The organism is Methyloceanibacter sp., assembly GCF_051306395.1.
Classification (GTDB): domain Bacteria; phylum Pseudomonadota; class Alphaproteobacteria; order Rhizobiales; family Methyloligellaceae; genus Methyloceanibacter.
Map to the genome: position 1 here is coordinate 1 of NZ_JBPPND010000254.1, position 19,855 is coordinate 19,855.

General features: G+C 62.5%; 24 protein-coding genes, 1 tRNA gene and 1 pseudogene. 11 read left to right on the forward strand and 15 right to left on the reverse strand.

Translation table 11 applies throughout. The features are described 5' to 3' along the window. Positions 1-28 precede the first annotated feature (28 nt). The 6 genes from acpS to folK all read right to left on the reverse strand — a co-directional run bounded on the left by acpS (position 29) and on the right by folK (position 5,311). Positions 29-439: a holo-ACP synthase gene (acpS, locus tag ACSLE4_RS13670; RefSeq protein WP_435905010.1), complete on the reverse strand. Its 411-nt coding sequence runs from the start codon at positions 437-439 to the stop codon at positions 29-31. Further along, the gene (locus ACSLE4_RS13675) at positions 439-1,224 is read right to left on the reverse strand and encodes a pyridoxine 5'-phosphate synthase (protein WP_435904988.1); all 786 of its coding nucleotides are present in this window, start codon (positions 1,222-1,224) and stop codon (positions 439-441) included. Before ACSLE4_RS13675 ends, acpS begins: the two co-directional genes overlap by 1 nt. Next, complete coding sequence (locus ACSLE4_RS13680) at positions 1,224-1,766, reverse strand: DUF2062 domain-containing protein (protein ID WP_435904989.1); 543 nt, start codon at positions 1,764-1,766, stop codon at positions 1,224-1,226. The genes ACSLE4_RS13675 and ACSLE4_RS13680 overlap by 1 nt, the downstream gene beginning before the upstream one ends. 116 nt (positions 1,767-1,882) lie before the next feature. Then, complete coding sequence (locus ACSLE4_RS13685; RefSeq protein WP_435904990.1) at positions 1,883-4,108, reverse strand: RelA/SpoT family protein; 2,226 nt, start codon at positions 4,106-4,108, stop codon at positions 1,883-1,885. Positions 4,109-4,285: 177 nt separating this feature from the next. Continuing rightward, on the reverse strand, positions 4,286-4,696 hold the full coding sequence (gene rpoZ, locus ACSLE4_RS13690; RefSeq protein ID WP_069624513.1) for a DNA-directed RNA polymerase subunit omega: 411 nt from the start codon (positions 4,694-4,696) through the stop codon (positions 4,286-4,288). 78 nt (positions 4,697-4,774) lie between these two features. Continuing rightward, positions 4,775-5,311 carry a 2-amino-4-hydroxy-6-hydroxymethyldihydropteridine diphosphokinase gene (gene folK / locus ACSLE4_RS13695; protein WP_435904991.1) on the reverse strand — a complete coding sequence of 179 codons (537 nt, stop codon included), beginning with the start codon at positions 5,309-5,311 and terminating at the stop codon, positions 4,775-4,777. A gap of 109 nt (positions 5,312-5,420) precedes the next feature. Between folK and ACSLE4_RS13700 the strand changes: the two genes are divergently transcribed. From ACSLE4_RS13700 to ACSLE4_RS13710, 3 genes are all read left to right on the forward strand, one after another. Next, positions 5,421-6,035, forward strand: a complete 615-nt coding sequence (locus tag ACSLE4_RS13700; protein ID WP_435904992.1) for an NYN domain-containing protein — start codon at positions 5,421-5,423, stop codon at positions 6,033-6,035. A gap of 50 nt (positions 6,036-6,085) precedes the next feature. Next, positions 6,086-6,736 (forward strand): uracil-DNA glycosylase, encoded by a 651-nt coding sequence (locus tag ACSLE4_RS13705; RefSeq protein ID WP_435904993.1) that lies wholly within the window; start codon positions 6,086-6,088, stop codon positions 6,734-6,736. A gap of 62 nt (positions 6,737-6,798) precedes the next feature. Then, positions 6,799-7,200, forward strand: a complete 402-nt coding sequence (locus ACSLE4_RS13710; protein WP_435904994.1) for a DUF3775 domain-containing protein — start codon at positions 6,799-6,801, stop codon at positions 7,198-7,200. Positions 7,201-7,210: 10 nt separating this feature from the next. On the opposite strand, the gene ACSLE4_RS13715 is transcribed toward ACSLE4_RS13710, so the two are convergent. The 3 genes from ACSLE4_RS13715 to dapA are packed head-to-tail and all read right to left on the reverse strand — an operon-like array spanning position 7,211 to position 9,101. Continuing rightward, positions 7,211-7,726, reverse strand: a complete 516-nt coding sequence (locus tag ACSLE4_RS13715; RefSeq protein WP_435904995.1) for a redoxin family protein — start codon at positions 7,724-7,726, stop codon at positions 7,211-7,213. 1 nt (position 7,727) lies between these two features. Continuing rightward, on the reverse strand, positions 7,728-8,198 hold the full coding sequence (smpB, locus tag ACSLE4_RS13720; protein ID WP_435904996.1) for an SsrA-binding protein SmpB: 471 nt from the start codon (positions 8,196-8,198) through the stop codon (positions 7,728-7,730). Between the two features lie 18 nt (positions 8,199-8,216). Next, positions 8,217-9,101 carry a 4-hydroxy-tetrahydrodipicolinate synthase gene (gene dapA, locus ACSLE4_RS13725; RefSeq protein ID WP_435904997.1) on the reverse strand — a complete coding sequence of 295 codons (885 nt, stop codon included), beginning with the start codon at positions 9,099-9,101 and terminating at the stop codon, positions 8,217-8,219. A gap of 369 nt (positions 9,102-9,470) precedes the next feature. Between dapA and ACSLE4_RS13730 the strand changes: the two genes are divergently transcribed. Beyond that, the gene (locus tag ACSLE4_RS13730) at positions 9,471-12,008 is read left to right on the forward strand and encodes a transglycosylase SLT domain-containing protein (RefSeq protein WP_435904998.1); all 2,538 of its coding nucleotides are present in this window, start codon (positions 9,471-9,473) and stop codon (positions 12,006-12,008) included. Positions 12,009-12,141: 133 nt separating this feature from the next. Next, entirely contained in the window at positions 12,142-13,029 is an 888-nt protein-coding gene (locus ACSLE4_RS13735) for an alpha/beta fold hydrolase (RefSeq protein ID WP_435904999.1), read from the forward strand. On the opposite strand, the gene ACSLE4_RS13740 is transcribed toward ACSLE4_RS13735, so the two are convergent. Both ACSLE4_RS13740 and ACSLE4_RS13745 read right to left on the reverse strand, forming a co-directional pair. After that, positions 13,026-14,135, reverse strand: coding sequence for a hypothetical protein (locus tag ACSLE4_RS13740; RefSeq protein ID WP_435905000.1), 1,110 nt, complete (start codon positions 14,133-14,135; stop codon positions 13,026-13,028). The genes ACSLE4_RS13735 and ACSLE4_RS13740 overlap by 4 nt on opposite strands. A gap of 285 nt (positions 14,136-14,420) precedes the next feature. Further along, on the reverse strand, positions 14,421-14,561 hold the full coding sequence (locus ACSLE4_RS13745) for a DUF3096 domain-containing protein (protein ID WP_435905001.1): 141 nt from the start codon (positions 14,559-14,561) through the stop codon (positions 14,421-14,423). Between the two features lie 271 nt (positions 14,562-14,832). Here ACSLE4_RS13745 and ACSLE4_RS13750 point away from each other — a divergent pair, with 271 nt between their 5' ends. After that, complete coding sequence (locus tag ACSLE4_RS13750; RefSeq protein WP_435905002.1) at positions 14,833-15,531, forward strand: TerC family protein; 699 nt, start codon at positions 14,833-14,835, stop codon at positions 15,529-15,531. A gap of 26 nt (positions 15,532-15,557) precedes the next feature. Here ACSLE4_RS13750 and ACSLE4_RS13755 read toward each other — a convergent pair whose 3' ends face one another. After that, positions 15,558-16,568, reverse strand: a complete 1,011-nt coding sequence (locus tag ACSLE4_RS13755; protein WP_435905003.1) for a YihY/virulence factor BrkB family protein — start codon at positions 16,566-16,568, stop codon at positions 15,558-15,560. Between the two features lie 91 nt (positions 16,569-16,659). On the opposite strand from ACSLE4_RS13755, the gene ACSLE4_RS13760 reads away from it, so the two are divergent. After that, positions 16,660-16,749 (forward strand) — tRNA-Ser (locus ACSLE4_RS13760). 176 nt (positions 16,750-16,925) lie between these two features. Here the strand turns inward: ACSLE4_RS13760 and ACSLE4_RS13765 are convergent. Both ACSLE4_RS13765 and ACSLE4_RS13770 read right to left on the reverse strand, forming a co-directional pair. Beyond that, the gene (locus ACSLE4_RS13765; RefSeq protein ID WP_435905004.1) at positions 16,926-17,261 is read right to left on the reverse strand and encodes a hypothetical protein; all 336 of its coding nucleotides are present in this window, start codon (positions 17,259-17,261) and stop codon (positions 16,926-16,928) included. A 17-nt stretch (positions 17,262-17,278) separates the two neighbouring features. Continuing rightward, the gene (locus ACSLE4_RS13770; protein ID WP_435905005.1) at positions 17,279-17,539 is read right to left on the reverse strand and encodes a helix-turn-helix domain-containing protein; all 261 of its coding nucleotides are present in this window, start codon (positions 17,537-17,539) and stop codon (positions 17,279-17,281) included. An 88-nt stretch (positions 17,540-17,627) separates the two neighbouring features. Here ACSLE4_RS13770 and ACSLE4_RS13775 point away from each other — a divergent pair, with 88 nt between their 5' ends. Then, entirely contained in the window at positions 17,628-18,452 is an 825-nt protein-coding gene (locus ACSLE4_RS13775) for a hypothetical protein (RefSeq protein WP_435905006.1), read from the forward strand. 135 nt (positions 18,453-18,587) lie between these two features. After that, a complete protein-coding gene (locus tag ACSLE4_RS13780; RefSeq protein ID WP_435905007.1) occupies positions 18,588-18,806 on the forward strand; it encodes a hypothetical protein in 219 nt (72 codons plus the stop codon). Between the two features lie 84 nt (positions 18,807-18,890). On the opposite strand, the gene ACSLE4_RS13785 is transcribed toward ACSLE4_RS13780, so the two are convergent. Continuing rightward, positions 18,891-19,091, reverse strand: a complete 201-nt coding sequence (locus ACSLE4_RS13785) for a hypothetical protein (protein ID WP_435905008.1) — start codon at positions 19,089-19,091, stop codon at positions 18,891-18,893. A gap of 221 nt (positions 19,092-19,312) precedes the next feature. On the opposite strand from ACSLE4_RS13785, the gene ACSLE4_RS13790 reads away from it, so the two are divergent. Further along, positions 19,313-19,528: a hypothetical protein gene (locus ACSLE4_RS13790; protein WP_435905009.1), complete on the forward strand. Its 216-nt coding sequence runs from the start codon at positions 19,313-19,315 to the stop codon at positions 19,526-19,528. 226 nt (positions 19,529-19,754) lie between these two features. Next, positions 19,755-19,855 (forward strand): annotated as a pseudogene (locus ACSLE4_RS13795) (IS3 family transposase); the annotation flags it as partial.

Consider the following 19,855-nt stretch of genomic DNA (forward strand, 5'->3'; position numbering starts at 1 on the left):
GCCCCTCCTCGTGGTTCAGGCAAACCGCTCAGTCGCGGACCCGAACCTTCAAGGCGGAGATGATGACGATGGCTTGGGCCGTGGGGAAATCGTCGGTGATAGTGAGATCGATGCGGACCTCGTGCCCTTCCGGTGTCAATTCGCGGAGCACCCGGGCGGCGCCTCCCGTCAATTCCAGCGTGGGCCGTCCAGACGGCAAATTTACGACACCCATGTCGCGCCAGTAGACCCCGTGGCGAAATCCCGTCCCCAACGCCTTGGCACAGGCCTCCTTGGCGGCAAAGCGCTTGGCGTAGGAGGCGGCGCGCAAACTCCGTCTGTCGGATTTGCGGCGCTCCGTGTCGGTGAAAACGCGCGTCAAAAAGCGTTCGCCGTAGCGCTCGATCGTCTTTTCGACGCGCCGGATGTCGATAATGTCATTACCGAGTCCGAGGATCATCACGCGTGATCCGCCTTTTCGCGCGCGCTCTCCCGCAACGTTTGGCGACCCTTGTCCATTGCCGCGCGCATGCGCCGGATGCTGTCCCCGAGTCCGACAAACACCGCCTCGCCCATGAGGTAGTGGCCGATATTGAGCTCGACGATCTCCGGCAGGGCGGAGATCGTCTCCGCCGTCTCGTAGTCGAGACCGTGGCCGGCATGAACTTCGAGACCGAGCCCGTGGGCAAGAGTCGCGCCCTCTTTGATAGCCCGCCACTCGGCGTCCGCCTCGCTCTTGCGTCCCTGGGCCAGGGCCTCGCACCAGGCGCCCACGTGAATTTCGATGGCCGGCGCCCTTAAGCGCGACGCGGCCTCGATCTGCCGGCGCTCGGCGGCAATGAACAGCGAGACCTGAATGCCGGCATCGACGAGCTCGGCGATCACGGGAGCCAGCACGTTGTGCTGCGCGACCACATCGAGGCCGCCTTCGGTGGTCCGCTCGGTGCGCTTCTCAGGCACGATGCATGCGGCATGGGGTTTGGTCTTAAGCGCGATCGCTTGCATCTCGGGCGTCGCCGCCATTTCCAAATTCAGCGGACAATCGAGCTCGGCGATGAGCCGCGCGATATCGTCGTCACGAATATGCCGGCGGTCTTCCCGCAAATGCGCCGTGATGTTGTCGGCGCCCGCTTCTACGGCGAGCTTCGCCGCGCGCAACGGGTCGGGATGGAAACCGCCGCGCGCGTTTCGCAGCGTGGCGACGTGGTCGATATTGATGCCGAGCCGGATCGGGGGCGCGCTCATCAGACCTCCATCGCTTCGCGGCGCGAGATCAGGGCACGGCGGCGGTGCTGATAAGCGTTCACCGCGGGTCTGACCAGGACATAGCTCAGCGCCGCAAGCGCGATTCCGACCGGCAGCGCCCCGAGCGTCATGGGTTTCAGAAGTGGCCAGAGCTGGTCCGTCTGAAAGATGCCTTCCGACAAGTCGATATGCAGCTTGTTCGAGCCACCGCCGAGCATCAGCGAACCAACCTCGAAAGTGCTGACCCAGAAGAGCGGATAGGTGAGCGGATTGCCGACGAAGGTGCCGAGGACGGCAGCGACGATGCTGCCTCCAATGATCCACGCTGTCAGTGCCGCCAACACCATATGGAAGCCGATAAAGGGGGTCGCCGAAACGAAGACGCCGGCGGCGAAGCCGAGGGCGACCGCGTGGGGCGTGGCACTCAAACGGCGGACGCGATGGACGATGTAGCGGGTCGAGCGGCTCCAGCTGCGCCGCGGCCACAGATGCACGCGCAACCGCTCAAAAAAACTCTCCGCCTTTCGGCGCCTGAACAGCATCACTACCTCGTTCCAAGGACGCACAGTCGTAGTGGCCGGCGCCGGGGCCCATTGGCGGCTGAGCCCTACCATATTTGGGCTTAATTTCTCCATATGCCAGGGCTTTGGGGCCGGTTCTAGCCTTCGGCACGCGCCGCGCTGCTCACCACGTCCTTGGCACGCAATCCCACCAGGATCTCGTTCAGGTGCTGGAGGTCCCAGACATCCAGGTCGATGAGCATCTCGGTGTAGTCCGGGACCTGGTTCGTCATCTTGACGTTCTGGATATTGCCGTCGGCCTCGCCGATGACCGCGGCGATCTGAGCGAGACTGCCCGGCTCGTTCATTGCCGTAACCGCGATCTTGGCGGGGAAACGCTGCGGGTTGTCCTCGTCGATATCCCAGGTGACGTCGATCCAGCGCTCGGGTTCTTCGTCGAATGCCTTCAGCGCATTGGCGTGGATCGGGTAGATGGTGATCCCCTGCCCCGGCGTGAGAATGCCGACAATGCGGTCGCCCGGCACGGCGCCCCCGTCGGCGAAGTTGACGGGAAGATCGCCGCGCAAGCCCCGGATGGGAATGCGGCTTGCGCCTTCGGTTCGTCCGCGCCCGGCCGATCCGGGCCAGCGGAACTTCAGCCCCATCACCTTGCCGAGTCCAAACCAGCCCTCCTCGGTGCGCTTCACTTGACGGCGGCGCTTCACCGGCTCGGCCGGCGTCTCCTCGGGGAACACGGCTCGCAACACGTCGGCGGAGGCAAGCTCACCGCGCCCCACGGCGGTCATGACGTCCTCGGCGGTCTTTTGTGACAGCCGCGCCAGGGCCGCGCTCAAGCTTTCCTCGCTGAATGTCTTGTCGCGCCGCTGAAAGGCGCGGTCGAGGATTTCGCGGCCGAGCTTGCCGTATTGCGAGCGGACGGCGTCGCGCGTCGCCCGTCTGATGGCGGAGCGGGCCTTGCCGGTCACGGCGAGGCTCTGCCAAACGACGGGCGGCAACTGTGCCGCCGAGCAAATGATCTCCACTTCGTCGCCATTCCTCAGCTGTGTGGCGAGCGGCATGGGCCGGCCATTGATTTTGGCGCCGACGGCGGTGTTGCCGACGTCGGTATGGACCGCATAGGCGAAATCGATGCAGTTCGCGCCGCGCGGCAACGCGATCAGCCGGCCTTTCGGCGTGAAGCAGAACACCTGGTCCTGGAACAGCTCCAGCTTTGTGTGTTCCAGAAACTCTTCAGGGTTGTCGCCCTCGAGCAGCATCCCCACCAGATGGCGCAGCCAGCGATAGGCGTTCGATTCCTGCGACGGCACTTTCTTCGCGCCGTTGGCGCCGTTCATGTCCTTGTAGAGCGCGTGCGCGGCCACACCGTATTCGGCGATGGAGTGCATCTTCTCGGTGCGGATCTGAAGCTCGACGCGCTGGTGCCGCGGCCCGACAATGGTCGTGTGGATCGACTGATAGTCGTTCTGCTTCGGATTGGAGATGTAATCCTTGAAGCGCCCCGGCACCGCATGCCAGGTCGTGTGCACCACGGCGAGCGCATGATAGCAGTCCGGAACCTGCGGCACGACGATGCGGAAGCCGTAGATGTCCGAGAGCTGCTCCAGCGATATCTGCTTGCGCTCCATCTTGCTCCAGATGGCGTAAGGCTTCTTCTCGCGCCCGGCGACGATACCCTTGACCTTGGCCTCCTTCAGCTTGGTGGTCAGCGCGCTCTCAATTTCGTCAATCAAGCCTTGGTTGCGCTCTCGCAAAATCTTCAGGCGCTCGACCACGGCCGCGTAGGCCTCCGGGTTCAGCCAGCGGAAGGCATGGTCCTCAAGCTCTTCGCGCAACCACTGCATGCCCATGCGACCGGCGAGCGGCGCATAGATGTCCATGGTCTCCTCGGCGATGATCCTGCGTTTCGCCGGCCGCATATGCTTGAGCGTCCGCATGTTGTGCAGACGGTCGGCGAGCTTCACGAGGAGCACGCGGATGTCGCTGGAGATGGCCAGCAGCAGCTTGCGGAAATTTTCCGCCTGCTCGGCCTTCTTGGTAACCAGGTCGAGCTTCTTGATCTTGGTGAGGCCGTCGACCAGCGTGCCGATCTCGGCGCCGAACAGCGCGTCGATCTCGGTCCGGGTCGCGCCGGTGTCCTCGATGGTGTCGTGCAAAAGCGCCGTGGCGATGGTGGCGTCGTCGAGACGCATCTCGGCGAGAATGGCGGCGACTTCGAGCGGATGGGAGAAATACGGCGCGCCGGACGCACGCTTCTGATTGCCGTGCGCCTTCATGGCGTAGACATAGGCGCGGTTGAGCATCGCCTCGTTGGCGGTCGGCTGATAGCTCAGCACGCGCTCGACCAGCTCGTATTGCCGGGTCATGGCCCTAGCCTTCTCGCGTCACCGTGAACACGACGCGTCATCCCGAAGAAAGCCGGTACCCGGCATCCTACAGAACGTGTCGTGTTCTGGGTTCCGGCTTCCGCCGGAATGACAATGAAGACGCGGCAGCCAGGAATAGGCAAGCCAGCGGCGTGGCGCGCTGTTCCTGAAGCGAACTCAGCGTGCGCGCGGTCCCGCATTCGAGCCATCCGAAGGAGCCTGAGTCGCCATCCGGCGCAACAGCTCCTCCTCGGACATGCGGTCGATCTGCGTGTCGGAAGATTGATCATCCTGACCGATGACAGGCATGCGCGTGTCTTGGGACAGCATCGGCACGGCTTCCGCCTCAGGCTCATCCACCTCGACATATTTCTGCATGGAGTGGATAAAGTCTTCCTTGAGGTCGTCGGGAGAAATCTTCTTCTCCGCGAGCTCGCGGAGCGCCACGACCGGGTTTTTGTCGTTGTCGCGCTGTACGGCGATCTGGGCGCCCGCGGAAATCGTACGGGCGCGATGGCCCGCCAAAAGCACGAGTTCGAAGCGGTTCGGAATCTTGTCGACGCAATCCTCGACGGTGACGCGAGCCATCTGGCGATCCTTTTGAAATTGGGCAGGTTTAGACCCTATTTATGCAGTTCGCGGACGCCTGGCAAGTCGCCCGCAGGATTAAAGCGCCCGCATCACTCGGCCTTCGTCGCCCCTCGCAACCCTTCGCCACAGTTCGTGAACGGTCTTTTTCGTGACCGGATGGCGCCAATTCGGCGCCACATCGAGCAGCGGACGCAGTACGAACGGCCGTTTCTCGATCCACGGATGGGGCAGAACGAGCGGCCGGGCACCGGCCCGGGCGAAGCGCGGCATGTTGCCCCGCCAATGCTTAACGCGGCCCTTGTAGTCCAAAATGTCCAGATCGAGGGTTCGGGGGCCCCAAGGGCTCCCGCCGCGGCGCCCTGCCGCCCGCTCGATTTGCTTCAACCGTCTCAACAGCGCTTCCGGCGGCATGGGGGTGTCAATCAGGGCGACGGCATTCACATAGGGGGGCTGGCCGGCGCGCCCCACGGCCGCCGTCTCATAGAGGTGTGATACCGCCTCCACCGTGATGCCGCCGGTCCCGAGTTCGCGGAGCGCCCGTGAGATCGATTCGGCAGGTGTCCCCCACGGTCCAGGACAATTTCCGCCCAATCCTACCAGCGTCTGAGACATTGCGACCAATTGCGAAGTGTCCTTGGCGTGATTACTTTTAATGGGACGTTGCTTCGTCCGCGCTTGTTTGTAGCGCGCCATCATATTTTTTGAGTCGTTAGGATCCGAAATGAATTTCTATCCGACAGAGCGCATCGCGCTCTTCATTGACGGCGCCAATCTTTATGCCGCCGGCAAGTCTCTCTCCTTTGACATCGATTACAAACGCCTGCTGGCGCTGTTTCGCTCAAAGGGTCAACTCGTCCGCGCGCTTTACTACACCGCACTCGCCGAGGATCAGGAGTACTCCTCGATCCGGCCTCTGATCGATTGGCTGGATTATAACGGCTACACCATGGTGACGAAGCCGACCAAGGAGTTCGTGGACGCGGCCGGCCGCCGGAAGATCAAGGGCAATATGGACATCGAGCTTGCCGTCGATGCCATGGAGCTAGCCGACCATCTCGATCATCTCGTCATTTTCTCCGGCGACGGCGACTTCCGCTCGCTGGTCGAGGCGCTCCAGCACAAGGGCAAGCGCGTCAGCGTGTTCTCGACGCTCTCAACGAACCCGCCGATGGTCGCCGACGAATTGCGGCGCCAGGCGGACCAATTCATCGACCTTGCCAGCTTGCAAGACGAAATCGGCCGCGATCCAGCCGATCGGGCTTACCGCGAGCCGCGCCGCCGTCAGGAGCCCGAGCCGCTCGACGAGTTCGAGCCGGGCGATCTGATCGAAACCTGATCTCCGCGAGTGTCTGGTGTTGGGCGCGCGCTGGCGCTAGGCATGGCGCCATGCCGCTCTCTCCTACCGTACCGGAACCTGCACGGGACTGCCCTCTATGCCCACGGCTCGTGGCCTTCCGTCACGACAACGAAGCGGCGCACCCGGATTGGTTCAACGGTGCGGTGCCCTCGTTCGGTCCGGAGACCGCTCGGCTTCTGATCGTCGGTCTCGCGCCGGGGCTCAAGGGCGCGAACCGCACGGCGCGCCCCTTCCTCGGGGACCATGCAGGCGAGCTCCTTTACCGTACGCTCCTGAAAATGGATCTTGCGCGCGGCACGCACGACCTGTCGAACCCCGCGGCGCTTTCGCTGGCGGATTGCATGATCACCAATGCCGTGCGCTGCGTGCCGCCACAGAACAAGCCGACGGCCGATGAAATCAGACACTGCCGGCGGTTCCTGGTCGGCCGCATGGCGGCGCTGCCGAATCTGCGCTCTCTGCTCGCCATCGGCCGGATTGCCCATGACAGCATTCTCGACACATTCGCGTTGAAGAAACGCGACTTCCCCTTCGCGCACGGCGCGCGGCATAGGCTGCCGAATGGGCTCGTTCTGTTCGACACCTATCACTGCTCGCGCCAGAACACGAACACGGGCCGCCTCACCACGGAGATGTTCGAGACAGTGGTGGGCGAGGCTGCGGCAAGTCTGAAAGACTGAGTTGCTGGGGCCCCTCAAGTCGGGCATGCTTTCAACCAGGTTTTCGGTATGTCGGGGGTCCCATGGCGGGGTTGGAAATCTCGTCGACCAAGGTCGGCTTTGTCATCGTTAAGGCCCGGGAGTTAGGCGCCAAAGTCGGCGCCTGGGACGAAGGCTCCGACCACGACGCGGAGTCGATTCTGGAGGACTTCGCCGACGACGCCACGTTGGCGGAGCTGAAAGAGTTCATCCACGATCTGAACGAAGACGAACAAGTGAGCCTTGTGGCGCTTGCGTGGATCGGCCGAGGCTCGTTCAGCGTCGAGGAGCTCGATGACGCCCTGGAGACGGCGCGCTCCGAACGCACCAATCGCACCGAGGACTATCTGGTCGGCATGCCGCTTCTCCCCGACTATCTCGAGGAAGGCCTGGACGCGCTCGGCTATTCGGTGGAGGAAGCCGAAGACGACGCCATGGGTGATTAGTCCGGCTACGTCATCCCCAGCGTCTCAAGCCAGCGAAGACTTCGCCTGGATGTCGGGCCGGGTTCGCGACGGGAAAGAACACCCGTTCGATGACGCCCTCTCTCACCACAAGCGTGAGCCGTTTCAGGTAGGTGTCCCCGCCAGCTGCGAAACTGGGTAAGGCAAGCGCTGCGGCGAACGCGCCATCCCTGTCGCTCAGGATCGGGAAAGGCAGCCGTAGCCGCTCCACCAGTTCACGCTGATAGTCCGTGGTTTGAAGACTGAGGCCAAAAAGGCGTGTTTTCTGCTCTCCGAAACGCGCGGCAAGATCGCGAAAACCCTCAAGCTCCGGCGTGGAGCCGTGCGCACCGGGGATATCATCCCAGTTGGGTGGGTTGGGCCGACCGGGCCGACCGGTCCATGGGTAGACGGCGATGACGCTCCGGCCAGGAAGCCCCGCCATGCAGATATTCGTACCGTCGGTAGCGAGCAGCATGATGGGTGGCAGCGCCATGCCCGGCATCGCGTGATCGGCGCCGCCGTCCACCTCAGCCCTTCTCACGCATGAGCCGGCCTTTTTGGCGCTCCCAGTCGCGCTTCTTCTGCGTCTCGCGCTTGTCGTAGACCTTCTTGCCGCGCCCTAGTCCCAGTTGAAGCTTCGCCAGCCCCCGGGCGTTGAAGTAGAGGCGCAGCGGGACGAGCGCCATGCCTTCCCGTTGGATGGCCCCCAACAGCCGCGCCATTTCCTTCCTGTGCAGGAGGAGCTTCCGGTGCCGCGTCGGCGCGTGGCCCTCGCGCGCCGCGCCCTTGTACTCGGCGATATGCGCGTTGATCAGAAAGAGCTCGCCGCCTTCGTTGGAGGCGTAGGACTCGGCGATGTTCGCCTTGCCGCTACGCAGGGACTTCACCTCGGAGCCGGTCAGCATGATGCCGGCTTCGATCGTGTCCTCGATCTCGTAGTTGAAGCGGGCTCTTCTGTTCTCGGCGACGAGCTTGCCGCTGTCGCTCTTCGGCGCCATGACTAGACCCTTCGGGCGTTAGGCCGCGGCGAGGCCCGCGGCGGCCAAGGCGTCGTCGACGAGCTTGCGCGTCGCCGCGCCGATCGGCGCGAGCGGCAGCCGGGTCTCGTCTGAACCCAGACCGAGCTTGAAGGCAGCGTATTTGACCGGCCCCGGATTGGACTCCACGAACAACGCTTCATGCAGCGGCATAAGGCGATCCTGTATCTCCAACGCGCGCTTGAAGTTTCCGCCGAGACAGGCGAGCTGAAACTCGGAGCAGAGCGCCGGCGCCACATTGGCCGTCACCGAGATGCAGCCCACCCCGCCATGGGCCATGAAGCCGAGCGCGGTCGCGTCCTCGCCGGAGAGCTGAATGAATTCGTGGCCCATCGCGGCACGCTGCTGGCTCACCCGCGCCAGATTGGCGGTGGCGTCCTTCACGCCGACGATGTTCTTCAGCTTGAACAGCCGCGTCATCGTCTCCACGGACATGTCGACCACGCTGCGGCCGGGGATGTTGTAGATGACGATGGGGATGTCGGCGGCTTCGTTGATCGCCTTGTAATGAAGATAGAGCCCCTCTTGCGTCGGCTTGTTGTAATACGGCGTCACCACGAGCGCGCCGTCGGCGCCGGCCTTCTTGGCATGCCGCGTCAGCTCGACGGCCTCTGCGGTGGAATTGGAGCCGGTGCCGGCGATCACCGGCACGCGGCCGGCCGCCGCCTCGATGCAAAGCTGGATGACGCGCCGGTGCTCGTCGTGATCGAGCGTGGGCGATTCGCCAGTCGTCCCGCACGGCACCAGGCCATGTGTGCCCTGGTCGATCTGCCATTCCACAAGCTTGCGGAAGGCGGCTTCGTCCAACGATCCGTCCTTGAAGGGCGTAATGAGGGCCGTTATCGAGCCTTGAAACGGCGGCATGGTCAAAGCAAAAGCTCCTTGGCGCGGGCGGTGTGCTCGGGGATGCGACGGAAAGCCGGGCGGACAATAGGGTTTCGGCGGTAGCGCGGCAAGCGCACGGAATGCGCCCGGCCGCCCTTTCGGTTAAGCTGTTAGCGGTTCGAAACGCAGCGCCTGGACTTGCCAAAGTACGAGGACATGGAACGGCTTGCACTCTCGGTCTCACTAGTCCTCTCATCTTCGGATGAAAGAAAACAGTCATTTTTCCGCCGGAATCTTTCAGACACTGTTTGATTTAGGTACACTCAGTGACCCTAATCGTCGCGGCTCCCCGGTCGGGGGACGTCCTGACCGCTGAACGCAGGTCGTAAACCGGTACCGATCGACGACATGAAACGCATACACGCGTACCAACTGTCATTCCTGGTAGCCTTGGCGTGCACCGTCTCGGGTTACGCCTTGGCGAAGCCCGAGGCCATTCCCGTTCCCGACCGCAATCCGGAGCGCCCGGCCGTCGTCGAGAACAGCACGCTTGCGCCCGAGGCGGCCGCGGACTCCGAAACGGCTGGAGCTGAACCCGAGCCGGCGACCGACGGCTCCCTCGCGGAGGCCTCGGCGGCGGACGTGCCTCCGGAAGCCGCCTCCCCGGCGGCGCAGGACGCGAACGCCAGCAGCACGACCGTGGCGGCGATCCCCGAGCCCGAACGCAATCCCGAGAAGGACTCGATAGGCGCCGCGACCCCGGCCGAAGAGACCGGCGAGGCCACGGCAGAGTCATCAAAGCCGGCAGATGCCGCCGATGACGGCATGCCCGAAGCAAGCGCCTCGTTCATGCCCGACGTGGTTCCGCCGCCGGAGGTCAATCCCCAGCGCGATCCCATGACCCCGGTCGCGCCAAAGCCCGCGCTCGACTACGCCTCGATCCTGAAGCCGCTTCTGAACTATGAAATGGACTCCGGCGATGAGAGCCGGCTCCGGTTCGTCATGCACCATAGGGGCAGCGTCGACGAGACGGCGGCGAAGATCACCGATCCGGCCGTGCGCGCTTTCGGGTACTGGTACCGCTACAAGCACAACAAGAGCACGTATCTGGATGCCGATGCCGTCGAACAGTTTCGTGTGACACATCCGTATTGGCCGGGCCAAGAGGAATTGCGCGAAAAGGCGGAGGCATCCCTGTTCCTCGGCGACACGTCCGCGGAGCAGATCACGTCCTTCTTTGCGGCCACCGCGCCACAGACCGGCGCCGGCAAGGCCGCGCTGGCCACAGCCCATCTCGCGGACGGCAAGGAACCGGAGGCCAAGGAGCTGATTTACTCCGCGTGGCGCGATCACCGGCTCAACGAGGATGTGGAGAAAAAGATCCTCGACAAGTTCGGCAACATGCTTGACGACGATCATCACCGCGCCCGCATTGACGTGCTGCTCTATCCAGACAAGGCGTCGGCTGCCAGCGCGGCGCTGCGCATCGCCAAGCTGCTGCCGGAGGATGAGCGCAAGAAGGTCGATGCACGCATCGCCGTCATCAAGCGCGGCGACAACGCCGGCAAGCTGCTCGATGCCTTGCCGAACGATGCGCTGGAAAGCGATGTTGGCCTGCGCTTCAACAACATCCAATGGCTGCGGCGTACCAAGGATAAGGATCAGCGCCTGCGCGCCTGGAAGCTGCTGCTCGATGCGCCGCTCGAGCCCAATATTTTGCTCGATCTGAATGAATGGTGGGTGGAGCGGCGGATCAATGTGCGCGCCGCGCTGAATGACGGCCATCCGCGCACGGCCTATGAAATCGCCGCCAAGCACGGCCTCGCCTCAGGCGACTCCTTTATCGAAGCGGAGTTCTTGGCCGGCTGGGTTGCGCTGCGCTACTTGAACGAGCCCAACACGGCGTTGCGCCACTTCCTGGCATTACGCAGAGCGGCAACGGACTCGCGCAACATTGCTTTAGGCGAATATTGGCTCGGACGCACGGCGCTCGCACTGGGCGACCGCGGTTCGGCGATCGTTCATTTCCACGGCGCGGCCAAGTACCCGCAATATTTCTACGGCCAGCTTGGGCGTCAGGCCCTCGATCCGCGCCCGGCGCGGCTGGCGGTGACCTCCACGCCGCTGCCGACGCAAGCGGATATCGACCGCTTCATGGCCCGGGACGCGGTGCGCGCCATGGGCGTTGCCCGCGCGGTCGGGCTCGAATGGCTCACGCCGCAATTCCTCCTCGCGCTGTCGCGCACGCTCGACAATGCGGCGGAAGTTGTCCTGCTCGCCGAGTACGCCAAGGCCCTAGACCGCAGCCAGATGGCGCTCCGCCTGTCGAAGATCGCCTTTAACCGGGATCTGCCCATGGGCGACTACGCGCTGCCCGTGGGGGTGATGCCGTCCTTCAAGAGCCTGCTCGACGAACGGGTCGATCCCGCCCTGGTGCATGCCCTCTCCCGCCAGGAGAGCGAGTTCAACGCCGCCGCCCAGAGCCCGGTCGGCGCCAGCGGGCTGATGCAGTTGATGCCGGCGACGGCGCGCGGTGTCGCCAAGCGCTACAATGTTCAGTATTCCCAGGCACGGCTCACCAATCCCGTCTACAACACGCAGCTCGGCGAGGCCTTCCTCAGTGACATGATCAACAATTACGACGGCTCCTACTTCATGGCGCTGGCTGCTTACAACGCCGGCCCCGGCCGGGTGAAGGAATGGGTGGAAATCTACGGCGACCCGCGCGATCCAGATGTCGATCCCATCGACTGGATCGAACGCATCCCCTTCACCGAGACGCGGCGCTACGTGATCAAGATCATGGAAACGCTTCAGCTCTACCGCTCGCGGCTCGCAGGGCCCGACAGTGCCCTTCATTTGGTCCAGGATCTCAATCGCGGCCGCAAGGTCCCCGCCTCGGAGACCGCCTCCGTCGCCACGGTGCCCGTGGCGAGCACCCCTTGAGCCGCGCAGCCCGCGCTCAGCGGTTGACTTTTCGAGGCTTGTTCCCTCATCAAGATTGCGGAACACTGCGAGCCCAAGCACTCCCGGCGCGTGGGATTTGACCTGAAATGCTCCCAAGGTTGGCTGGTTGACGATGCCTGAGCTTGACGGCAAGGCGTGGCGAGACATTTTCTATGAGTCGTTCGACGACCTTCGACTCTATGCGCGCCACTATCCCGCGCCGGACGAACGCTTCCGGAGCGTCCTTTGCTTGCCCGGCCTCACGCGCAACGCCCGCGACTTCCATACGCTTGCCACCTACCTCTCGACCCATCCGGAGAAGCCGCGCAACGTCTATTGCCTCGACTATCGCGGCCGCGGCGGCTCCGAACACGATTCCAACTGGCGCAATTACGTCCCGTATACCGAGCTCATGGACGTGCTGGACTTCCTGACGGTGCAGGGTCTGCATCGGGTGGGGATCGTGGGCACGTCGCGGGGCGGCATCATTGCCATGATGATGGCGGCGCTCCGCCCGACGGCTATGGGCGCCGTCGTCCTCAACGATATCGGCCCGGTGATCGAGACGCGTGGGCTCGCCCGCATCGTGAACTATGTGGGCCGCATGCCGGTACCGAAGACCTGGGTCGACGCCGTGCATATCATGCGCGAGATCAACGGACGGGGCTTTCCGGACTTCACCGATGCGCAATGGGACCAGATGGCGCGCGGCGTGTTCGAAGAACGGAAAGGACGGCTTGTGCTCTCCTACGACCGCAAGCTCGCCAAGGCCATTGGCACCGTCGACCTGAGCCGTCCGGTGCCCGATCTTTGGCCCCAGTTCGTCGCCATGGGACAGATCCCCACCTTCGTGTTGCGCGGTGAGCACTCCGACGTGCTCAGTCCCGAAACGTTGGAGGAGATGGTGGAGCGCCATCCAAACCTGCGGACCATGATCGTACCCGAACAGGGGCATGCGCCCATGTTACAGGAGCAAGAACCGGTCGAGGCGATCGGCGCCTTCTTCGCGGTCAACGACTAACGGCTAGCGGCGTCGCGTGGCGGCGCGAGCGGCGGCAGTTCGCCCTGCGGCCAGCTTCCCTTGGTCCGCGCGAACTCCTTGATGCGGGGAATGACTTGCGCGCCCAGGTCGTGGGAGGCCTTCGCCTCTTTCCACTTGATGCTCTCGGAGGTGGAAAAGATTTTCGGCAAGTCACGCCGGAGTTGATAGGACACGGCGATGGCGGTGCCTTGATCGGGAGCGACGCCTTCGATGGTGACGGCAAGCCCAGACATCGCGATCTTGCCACGTTCCAGCCGGCTCAACGCGCGCAGCGCCGCCGTGACCGCTTCACCCCAATTCTTCGGCGCGCCCGAGGCGACCTGCAAACGATCATCGAGTCCGGGACGCGCGAAGAGCTCCCGCGACAGATCGCGAAGCTGCTTGCGCGCATCCTCGCTCGGCACGCTGCCGGCAAGGCTCAAGGCGTTCACGCCGAGATCGGCGGTGAAGACGAAGGGATCGGCGATCGGCGCGCGCACGTCGTCGCCTCTAATGGTAAGACCGGCCGGCAGTGGACCGGCAAGCGCCTTCTTGATCTCAACATAGTCTTCGGCGCTTTTCGCCACGCCCGCCACTTTCAAGTTAGCGTTCGAGAGACGCACAGCGCCGTGCTTCAGATGAGACAATTGCTTCAAGCCGAAACTCATCGCGCCAAGCCATTGCTCGCGCGGCGGACCGCCCTCCTCCACTTTCAGCTTCTCCTCGACGGCAAGATCGGGGAAATGCGCCTTCACCATGCCGAGCAGAGTTTGGCGGTCCTCTTCGGACGGCACCGCACCGCGCAGCTTGAGGCCGGAGTCGCTACGACCCGCGAACCACACATAGGCCGCGCTCTGCTTGTCTTCGGCTTGCAGCTTCTCTTGGGCTTGCGCATTCTCGTCGGTCGCCACGCGCTCGACGAGGCGAGCATCGTCGGCCGCGGCGGAGAGTAGTGCCGCGTCGATGCAGAACGCGCCATGGGCGGCAAACGCGCCGCCCGCAAACAACGCCACCATGAGACCGAGCACGAGCATCGGGCGAAGCGCGAAAATGCGGCCGCCATGCTTCGCGGCTCGCTGTCGCTTGGCTTGCTTAGCCTGCCCCATCACCCGACTGATAACCTTGTCTGTCGCATCGTTGGTTCGAAGCGTTGCTCAATTCGATTGTAATAGGCCCGTACCCTGGCCCATTGGCTCGAAAGCCAGAAGGACTTTGCTACAAGCGCCGGTCGGACGGCCTCCCCCTTGCAGGTGAGCATGAAGAGGAAACTATAAGCCATCCCCGAACGCTGTTCCAGGCCGCTCTTCCTTTGCATGATTCTAGACATGCGGCGACGCGCCCCAGTCCCTGGAGCGCGTTTACCTTGCGATCCGGGCGATGAACCGGGCGAACTACTGTAAGTGGTTCACGAGGCCGATGACACCGATGGCGATGAGATAGATCGCCACGACGTAGTTGAGAATCCGGGGCATCAACAGGATGAGAATGCCCGCGACGAGAGCAATCAACGGGTTCAGCAGAACTGGATCCATGGCTGGCAAAGGTCCCTCCCCCTAGACAGGGCACGATTGGCGCGATTCGTCCGACAGGCAAAGCATATGCGATCCGTTCGGCCTTGTCCTACCTTGAAACCCATGGCAGGAGCCATTCCTCAAGTCTTCCACCCGACTCCAAACCCGGTGCGGAATGACTATATGACTTGTCTTGCCTTTGCCGTTTTTCGCAGCAATGGGTATCGGCGTCCGGCCGGGTCTGAGGGGACCGGCAAATAGCTCTAGGGGAATCAGGGGGGTAAGCCGCGGCATGACTGTGGACGATCCAGTTTTCTGGCTGGCTGTATTACAGATCATCTGGATCGACCTCCTGTTGTCGGGCGACAACGCTGTCGTCATCGCACTTGCGTGCCGCAAGCTCCCTCCCCGACAGCGCGCCTGGGGCATCGCGCTCGGCACTCTCGTCGCGATCGGTCTGCGCGTGGTCTTCACCGGCTTGGTGACGACCCTCATGACCATGCCCTATGTTAAGCTGATCGGCGGACTCCTTCTCATCTGGATCGCCATCAAGCTGCTCGCCGGCGAGGAGAACAACGGCGAGGGAGAGATCGAGTCTTCCTCAAGTCTGTGGCAGGCGGTCAAGATCATCGCCATCGCCGATGCGGTGATGAGCCTCGATAACGTCATCGCCATCGCCATGGCCGCCCGCGGCAGCTACGCGCTCCTGATGTTCGGCCTTGCCGTCAGCATCCCACTGATCATGGCAGGCGCCGCGATCGTGATGAGGCTGTTGGAACGCTTCCCGATCATCGTATGGGCCGGCGCGGCGCTGCTCGGTTGGATCGCCGGCGAGATCATCACCAAGGATCCCCTCTTCGCCGGCTATATCGATCCATCCATGGGCCACACCGTCCATCTGGCCGGCGCCTTCGTCGGCGCGATTTTCGTCCTCGCCGTGGGCCTATTGCGCCGGCACTTGCTGCGGCGTAGTGCACCTGACCAAGTCTAGACGAGGCCTGGACCAAGCCGGCGACGTCACTGTGCATGCGGCTTGGCGCTTGCGGGATCTGTATCCACGGCGCTCTTGATCGGCTCCTCGCCCGCCACGTTGTCGGCGACGAAGGCGCCCCGCTGGCCCATTGGCCTTGGCCTGCCGCTCGTCGTGTCGTGTACCGTTTGCAGCTCGACCTGGGCGTTGATCTCCGCGCCGAGCAAGACGATGTAGAACGAGATATAGAGCCAGAATAGCAGGACGATCACCGCCCCGAGCGATCCGTACATCCTGTCGTAGTTCGCGAAGTTGGAGACATAGTACGAGAAGCCCAGCGATGCGAGGAACCACACGAGCGCGGCGAAGACCGAACCGACGGTCACCCACCGCCACTTGGCGTTGCGGCGGCTCGGTCCAAACCTGTAGATCAGCGCCAGCAGCGTCAGCGTGAACAGGACGAAAACGGGCCAGCGCAGATATCTGACGAGCGTCGCGTAGGCTTCCGGGTGGCCGGCGTCGTCGAACAGCACCGGCACGTAGACAATGGCGAACAGCATCGCCACCCCGCCCAAGATGCCGATCAGCGTGTAGCCGATGGCGCTCAGATAGAAGCGCAGGATGCTGCGGCGCTCCGGCTCGCCGTAAGCGATGTTGAGCGCGGAGAACATGGCTTGCGTGCCGAGATTGGCGCTCCACAGCGCAATGGCGAGGCTGACGCCGAAGCTTGCGCCCAGGGTCTGCCCCGGCGTCTGGGCGATCCTGCGGATCTGGGCGATGACGATTTCATAGGCTTGCGGCGGCAGGACGGTCTCGAGCATGCCGAACTGCCGCTCCACCATGGCCGCGTCCGCCGTCAGACCGTAAAGCGAGATCGAAGCGGTCAGCGCCGGGAAAATGGCGAACAGCGCATAGAAGGCACAGCCGGCCGACACCACCGATAGGTTATCGCGGCTGGCCTTCACCGCCACCCTTTGCACGATCCGCCACCATCCCTTAAGGGGAATGTGATAGGGACGCGTGGCTTTGCGGCCGACAGTGTCTGGGTTGCGGTTCATATCCCCATGAAGGATCGTGGAGCGCCGAAGACAAGCAGATAATGCTCACGCCCTAAGAGCAGGTTTTCTGCGGCGGCGCCAGACTGAGACAGGAGGGGTGGCCGAGTGGTTGAAGGCACCGGTCTTGAAAACCGGCAGGCGTGCAAGCGCCTCGTGGGTTCGAATCCCACCCCCTCCGCCAGAAGCTCCGATTTGCTTAATGTTTTCAGTATAGTTAGGTCTGAATACTCAGCTCGCCCCATGTCTGTACCCATGTACGGCTATGGGCTAAAAAGCGCGGCAACAGCGCCGTTTTTCTGAGCCACCCCGTCGCAGCGGGGAAGCCCCTTCCCGCTCTGCTGCCGGTGTCTATGGCCTTCATTGGAGCTTTGTCTTGTCGGCAGGACTCTCCGCAATCGCCAGCGCTTCCCCTGCCGCGTCTATCCCGGTCAGTCTCACCATGCCGTCTTTGATCGCGTCGGCAAGGGGGGCCGTGTACGGGTCTAGGCTCGGATGCCGAACGTAGTAATAGAGACCGAACTGGATCGCGAGACCGTCTAACCCCTCTGCTGGCGTGGCTGCTATCTTCTTGGCGATTGCCTCGCCTTCGTGAAACAGGCGCTTGGCCACCTTCTCGTCCGTCTGCTCGCCCCACGTCATTAGAACGCGCTTCCATTCTTCCCAAAGCGCTTTCAGTTCGGCGTCCGTTGTCATTCAACGCGCCCTTCTCGCTAGGTCTTCTTTTTGAAGCGAATGCCGGGACCACCGTCGCGCGTGTCGCCCGACTCCAGAAACGCAATCCCCGCCTTGTCGAAAGCCTTCTGAATTTTCGTCAAGGTGGAGCCTCGCGCGTCAGTCACTCCCCGCTCGATATTCTTGATGCTGATTTCGCTGACGCCAGAAGCGTGGGCAAGGTCGGACTGCCGCCACCCAATCAGCGCGCGAGCGGCGCGAATCTGTCCCTTCGTAATCACCTGCTCAGAATATGTCATTGTAAACCTGATGTATATTAATCTTGCCGGATAGTTATGTATACGCTAGGGTTATTTTTGTAAACACCAAAGATAGGAGGTTTCCGTCATGAGCGTGATCACCCGCCGCAAGGTTATGACTGCCATCGCCGCCGCTCCGGCTTGTGCAGCTCTGCCGCTGGCCACTGTCCCCGCGAAGGCCGGCGTCTACACGCCGTTTGAGTTCCCCGAATATGCCCGCACCCTTTGGCGGCGATACATCGAGGCGATGGTTGCTCACGGTGATATCCAAACAAAGGCCGAGGAAGCCGAGAACGAAGCCACCTTTGACATTTCAGAATTGGAACGGCCCTGGCTCGTGCGTGGTCCCCACGCTGACTTTACCCCGTCAAGAGATTCTGCGGGCAATGTTTACAGACTGACTCGGACAAACTGCACAGGGGCTATGCCCAACGCAGAGGGGAATTGGACCGTGTTGGAATATCAGCCGTTCAGCACGCGCTTCCCTGACCGAGACTATCTCGGTCAGTGCAAGACACGATGGCAGCCATACGCCGCCGCGAACACGGCTGACGAAGCATTGGCATTATCTAAAGCGCAGGGTGACAAGGAGTGGCGTTCCTTTTGCGGCAAGGTTGGCCAGATCAAACGCAAGCGAAGAGTTGCCGCATTAGGACGCGAGGCTGACGCGGCATGGGAAGCGGCTAAGGCTATCTCAATAGAGATTGCTAAGGCACCGTGCGACAGTCACGCCATGATCGCGGTGAAGCTCGCCTTAAAGCAAGTATTCGATTGGCCGATCCTGCTTGATCTAGACGACGATGCCAGGAGCGGGGAAATCGAGGATTGCGCTCTCGCGTCTATCTATCGGTATACCGTCGCGGTTGATGGCTTCGATCCTATTGCCGAGTGGCGAAACACGCCGGGCGTATAACCAGGAACGCGCTAGAGGGCGGTAGCGGCTCACCCTGGTGCCGCCCTTTCTACCTGGAACAATGCAGCATTTCCCCGCGTTTCCTAAGCTCCCCGGAGGCAATTCTGCTTTTCGGTGTACTAGGAGTTTGCCCCCATGAAAAAGTATCTGCTAGCAGCCATTTTGATCGGGGCGTTTGCGGTCCCCGCTTACGCAGCCGAGTTCCATGTCATGTTCGACAAGACCACCAAGAAGTGCTCGGTCTCGACAACCGCTCCGAGCGAGACTGAAAAGTTCAGCATGATGGGTATCTATGGCTCCGAGGCCGATGCCATGATGGCGATGAAGGGCATGACAAAGTGTAAGAAAGGCTAGTCCGTCTCAAGGGACAGAGTCAGGACATCGAGGGGGCGCTGGCTTCGGCTGGCGCCCTGTCTTTTGGCGACATCGGTGAAGGCGCTAGCCTTTGAGTCGCTTTCGTGACTTATCGCCGACACTCTCTTTTAGCGCCGCTTTCAATCCTACCGGCTGCTTGTGCTTCTTGAGGAAGTCGGCGAACGCTTCGTCTGCAATGTCCTGAAAGTCGCGTCCGCTCTGACTGGCCACAGCCTCTATCGCGGCCCAGGTCTCGTCATCGAACTGCACGCGCTTACCAACCATGATGAGATCCCTAAAACCGGCTCAGTCCAAGCACACAGCGTCCCCATGGCGCCCACTGGTCTAAGCCGTGCCAATAGCAGTCGTGGCGGTCGGCTAGATACCAAAGCAGCCCGCCTAACAGAACCAACAACAGGAGGATGACCCTCACCTGTTCTGACTCCCATAGCAGTGGTGCAGAATGATACGCTTCGATAGCGGGGGGAGCCAAGAGGGAGGTTCCCATGACATCACGCCGTTTCCCGCCACCGTGGACGGTCGAGCAAGTACCAGGCGGCTTCAAGGTGCTCGACGCATCCGGCCAAGCCCTTGTCTATGTCTATGCCCGTGAGACGCTACAGGAAGCGCAGCACGCCAAGGCGCTCACCTTTGATGAAGCGCGGCGGATTGCTGCCAACGTGGCGAAGCTTCCCGACCTACTGAGTAAGCGTAATGAGTGACCGCAAAGCCCTTGCCCGCGAGATTGCGAAGCGGAAGCCCACACGAATGAAGCGGACTTGTATCAAGTGAACGGCTCTGCAACTTTTACTAGCCGTCGCGTGATGTTACCCTCCTAGGGACTCGTAGGGGGTCGGGGAGGTTCAAATGGCAGCGGTTAAGAAGCGCAGCGCTGGCTCGAAGGGTAAGAAGGCCACGAAAAAGAAGCGTACGGTCCGAAAACACCCAGCGCGCAAAACGTACCGCACAAGGGATGACGCCAAGGCGGATGTGTTCGATTACATCGAGCGCTTCTACAATCCGAAGCGGAGGCACTCGACAATAGGATA

Bases quoted from the DNA above. Each gene is read 5' to 3' on its own strand.
- ACSLE4_RS13705 (WP_435904993.1), top strand. From the start codon at position 6,086: ATGCCGCTCTCTCCTACCGTACCGGAACCTGCACGGGACTGCCCTCTA.
- ACSLE4_RS13680 (WP_435904989.1), bottom strand. From the start codon at position 1,766: ATGCTGTTCAGGCGCCGAAAGGCGGAGAGTTTTTTTGAGCGGTTGCGC.
- ACSLE4_RS13750 (WP_435905002.1), top strand. From the start codon at position 14,833: ATGACTGTGGACGATCCAGTTTTCTGGCTGGCTGTATTACAGATCATC.
- ACSLE4_RS13700 (WP_435904992.1), top strand. From the start codon at position 5,421: ATGAATTTCTATCCGACAGAGCGCATCGCGCTCTTCATTGACGGCGCC.
- folK (WP_435904991.1), bottom strand. From the start codon at position 5,311: ATGTCTCAGACGCTGGTAGGATTGGGCGGAAATTGTCCTGGACCGTGG.
- ACSLE4_RS13730 (WP_435904998.1), top strand. From the start codon at position 9,471: ATGAAACGCATACACGCGTACCAACTGTCATTCCTGGTAGCCTTGGCG.
- ACSLE4_RS13685 (WP_435904990.1), bottom strand. From the start codon at position 4,108: ATGACCCGGCAATACGAGCTGGTCGAGCGCGTGCTGAGCTATCAGCCG.
- ACSLE4_RS13780 (WP_435905007.1), top strand. From the start codon at position 18,588: ATGAAAAAGTATCTGCTAGCAGCCATTTTGATCGGGGCGTTTGCGGTC.
- rpoZ (WP_069624513.1), bottom strand. From the start codon at position 4,696: ATGGCTCGCGTCACCGTCGAGGATTGCGTCGACAAGATTCCGAACCGC.
- ACSLE4_RS13765 (WP_435905004.1), bottom strand. From the start codon at position 17,261: ATGACAACGGACGCCGAACTGAAAGCGCTTTGGGAAGAATGGAAGCGC.
- ACSLE4_RS13790 (WP_435905009.1), top strand. From the start codon at position 19,313: ATGACATCACGCCGTTTCCCGCCACCGTGGACGGTCGAGCAAGTACCA.
- ACSLE4_RS13770 (WP_435905005.1), bottom strand. From the start codon at position 17,539: ATGACATATTCTGAGCAGGTGATTACGAAGGGACAGATTCGCGCCGCT.
- ACSLE4_RS13740 (WP_435905000.1), bottom strand. From the start codon at position 14,135: ATGGGGCAGGCTAAGCAAGCCAAGCGACAGCGAGCCGCGAAGCATGGC.
- ACSLE4_RS13745 (WP_435905001.1), bottom strand. From the start codon at position 14,561: ATGGATCCAGTTCTGCTGAACCCGTTGATTGCTCTCGTCGCGGGCATT.
- ACSLE4_RS13775 (WP_435905006.1), top strand. From the start codon at position 17,628: ATGAGCGTGATCACCCGCCGCAAGGTTATGACTGCCATCGCCGCCGCT.
- smpB (WP_435904996.1), bottom strand. From the start codon at position 8,198: ATGGCGCCGAAGAGCGACAGCGGCAAGCTCGTCGCCGAGAACAGAAGA.
- ACSLE4_RS13675 (WP_435904988.1), bottom strand. From the start codon at position 1,224: ATGAGCGCGCCCCCGATCCGGCTCGGCATCAATATCGACCACGTCGCC.
- ACSLE4_RS13785 (WP_435905008.1), bottom strand. From the start codon at position 19,091: ATGGTTGGTAAGCGCGTGCAGTTCGATGACGAGACCTGGGCCGCGATA.
- dapA (WP_435904997.1), bottom strand. From the start codon at position 9,101: ATGCCGCCGTTTCAAGGCTCGATAACGGCCCTCATTACGCCCTTCAAG.
- ACSLE4_RS13755 (WP_435905003.1), bottom strand. From the start codon at position 16,568: ATGAACCGCAACCCAGACACTGTCGGCCGCAAAGCCACGCGTCCCTAT.
- ACSLE4_RS13710 (WP_435904994.1), top strand. From the start codon at position 6,799: ATGGCGGGGTTGGAAATCTCGTCGACCAAGGTCGGCTTTGTCATCGTT.
- ACSLE4_RS13735 (WP_435904999.1), top strand. From the start codon at position 12,142: ATGCCTGAGCTTGACGGCAAGGCGTGGCGAGACATTTTCTATGAGTCG.
- acpS (WP_435905010.1), bottom strand. From the start codon at position 439: ATGATCCTCGGACTCGGTAATGACATTATCGACATCCGGCGCGTCGAA.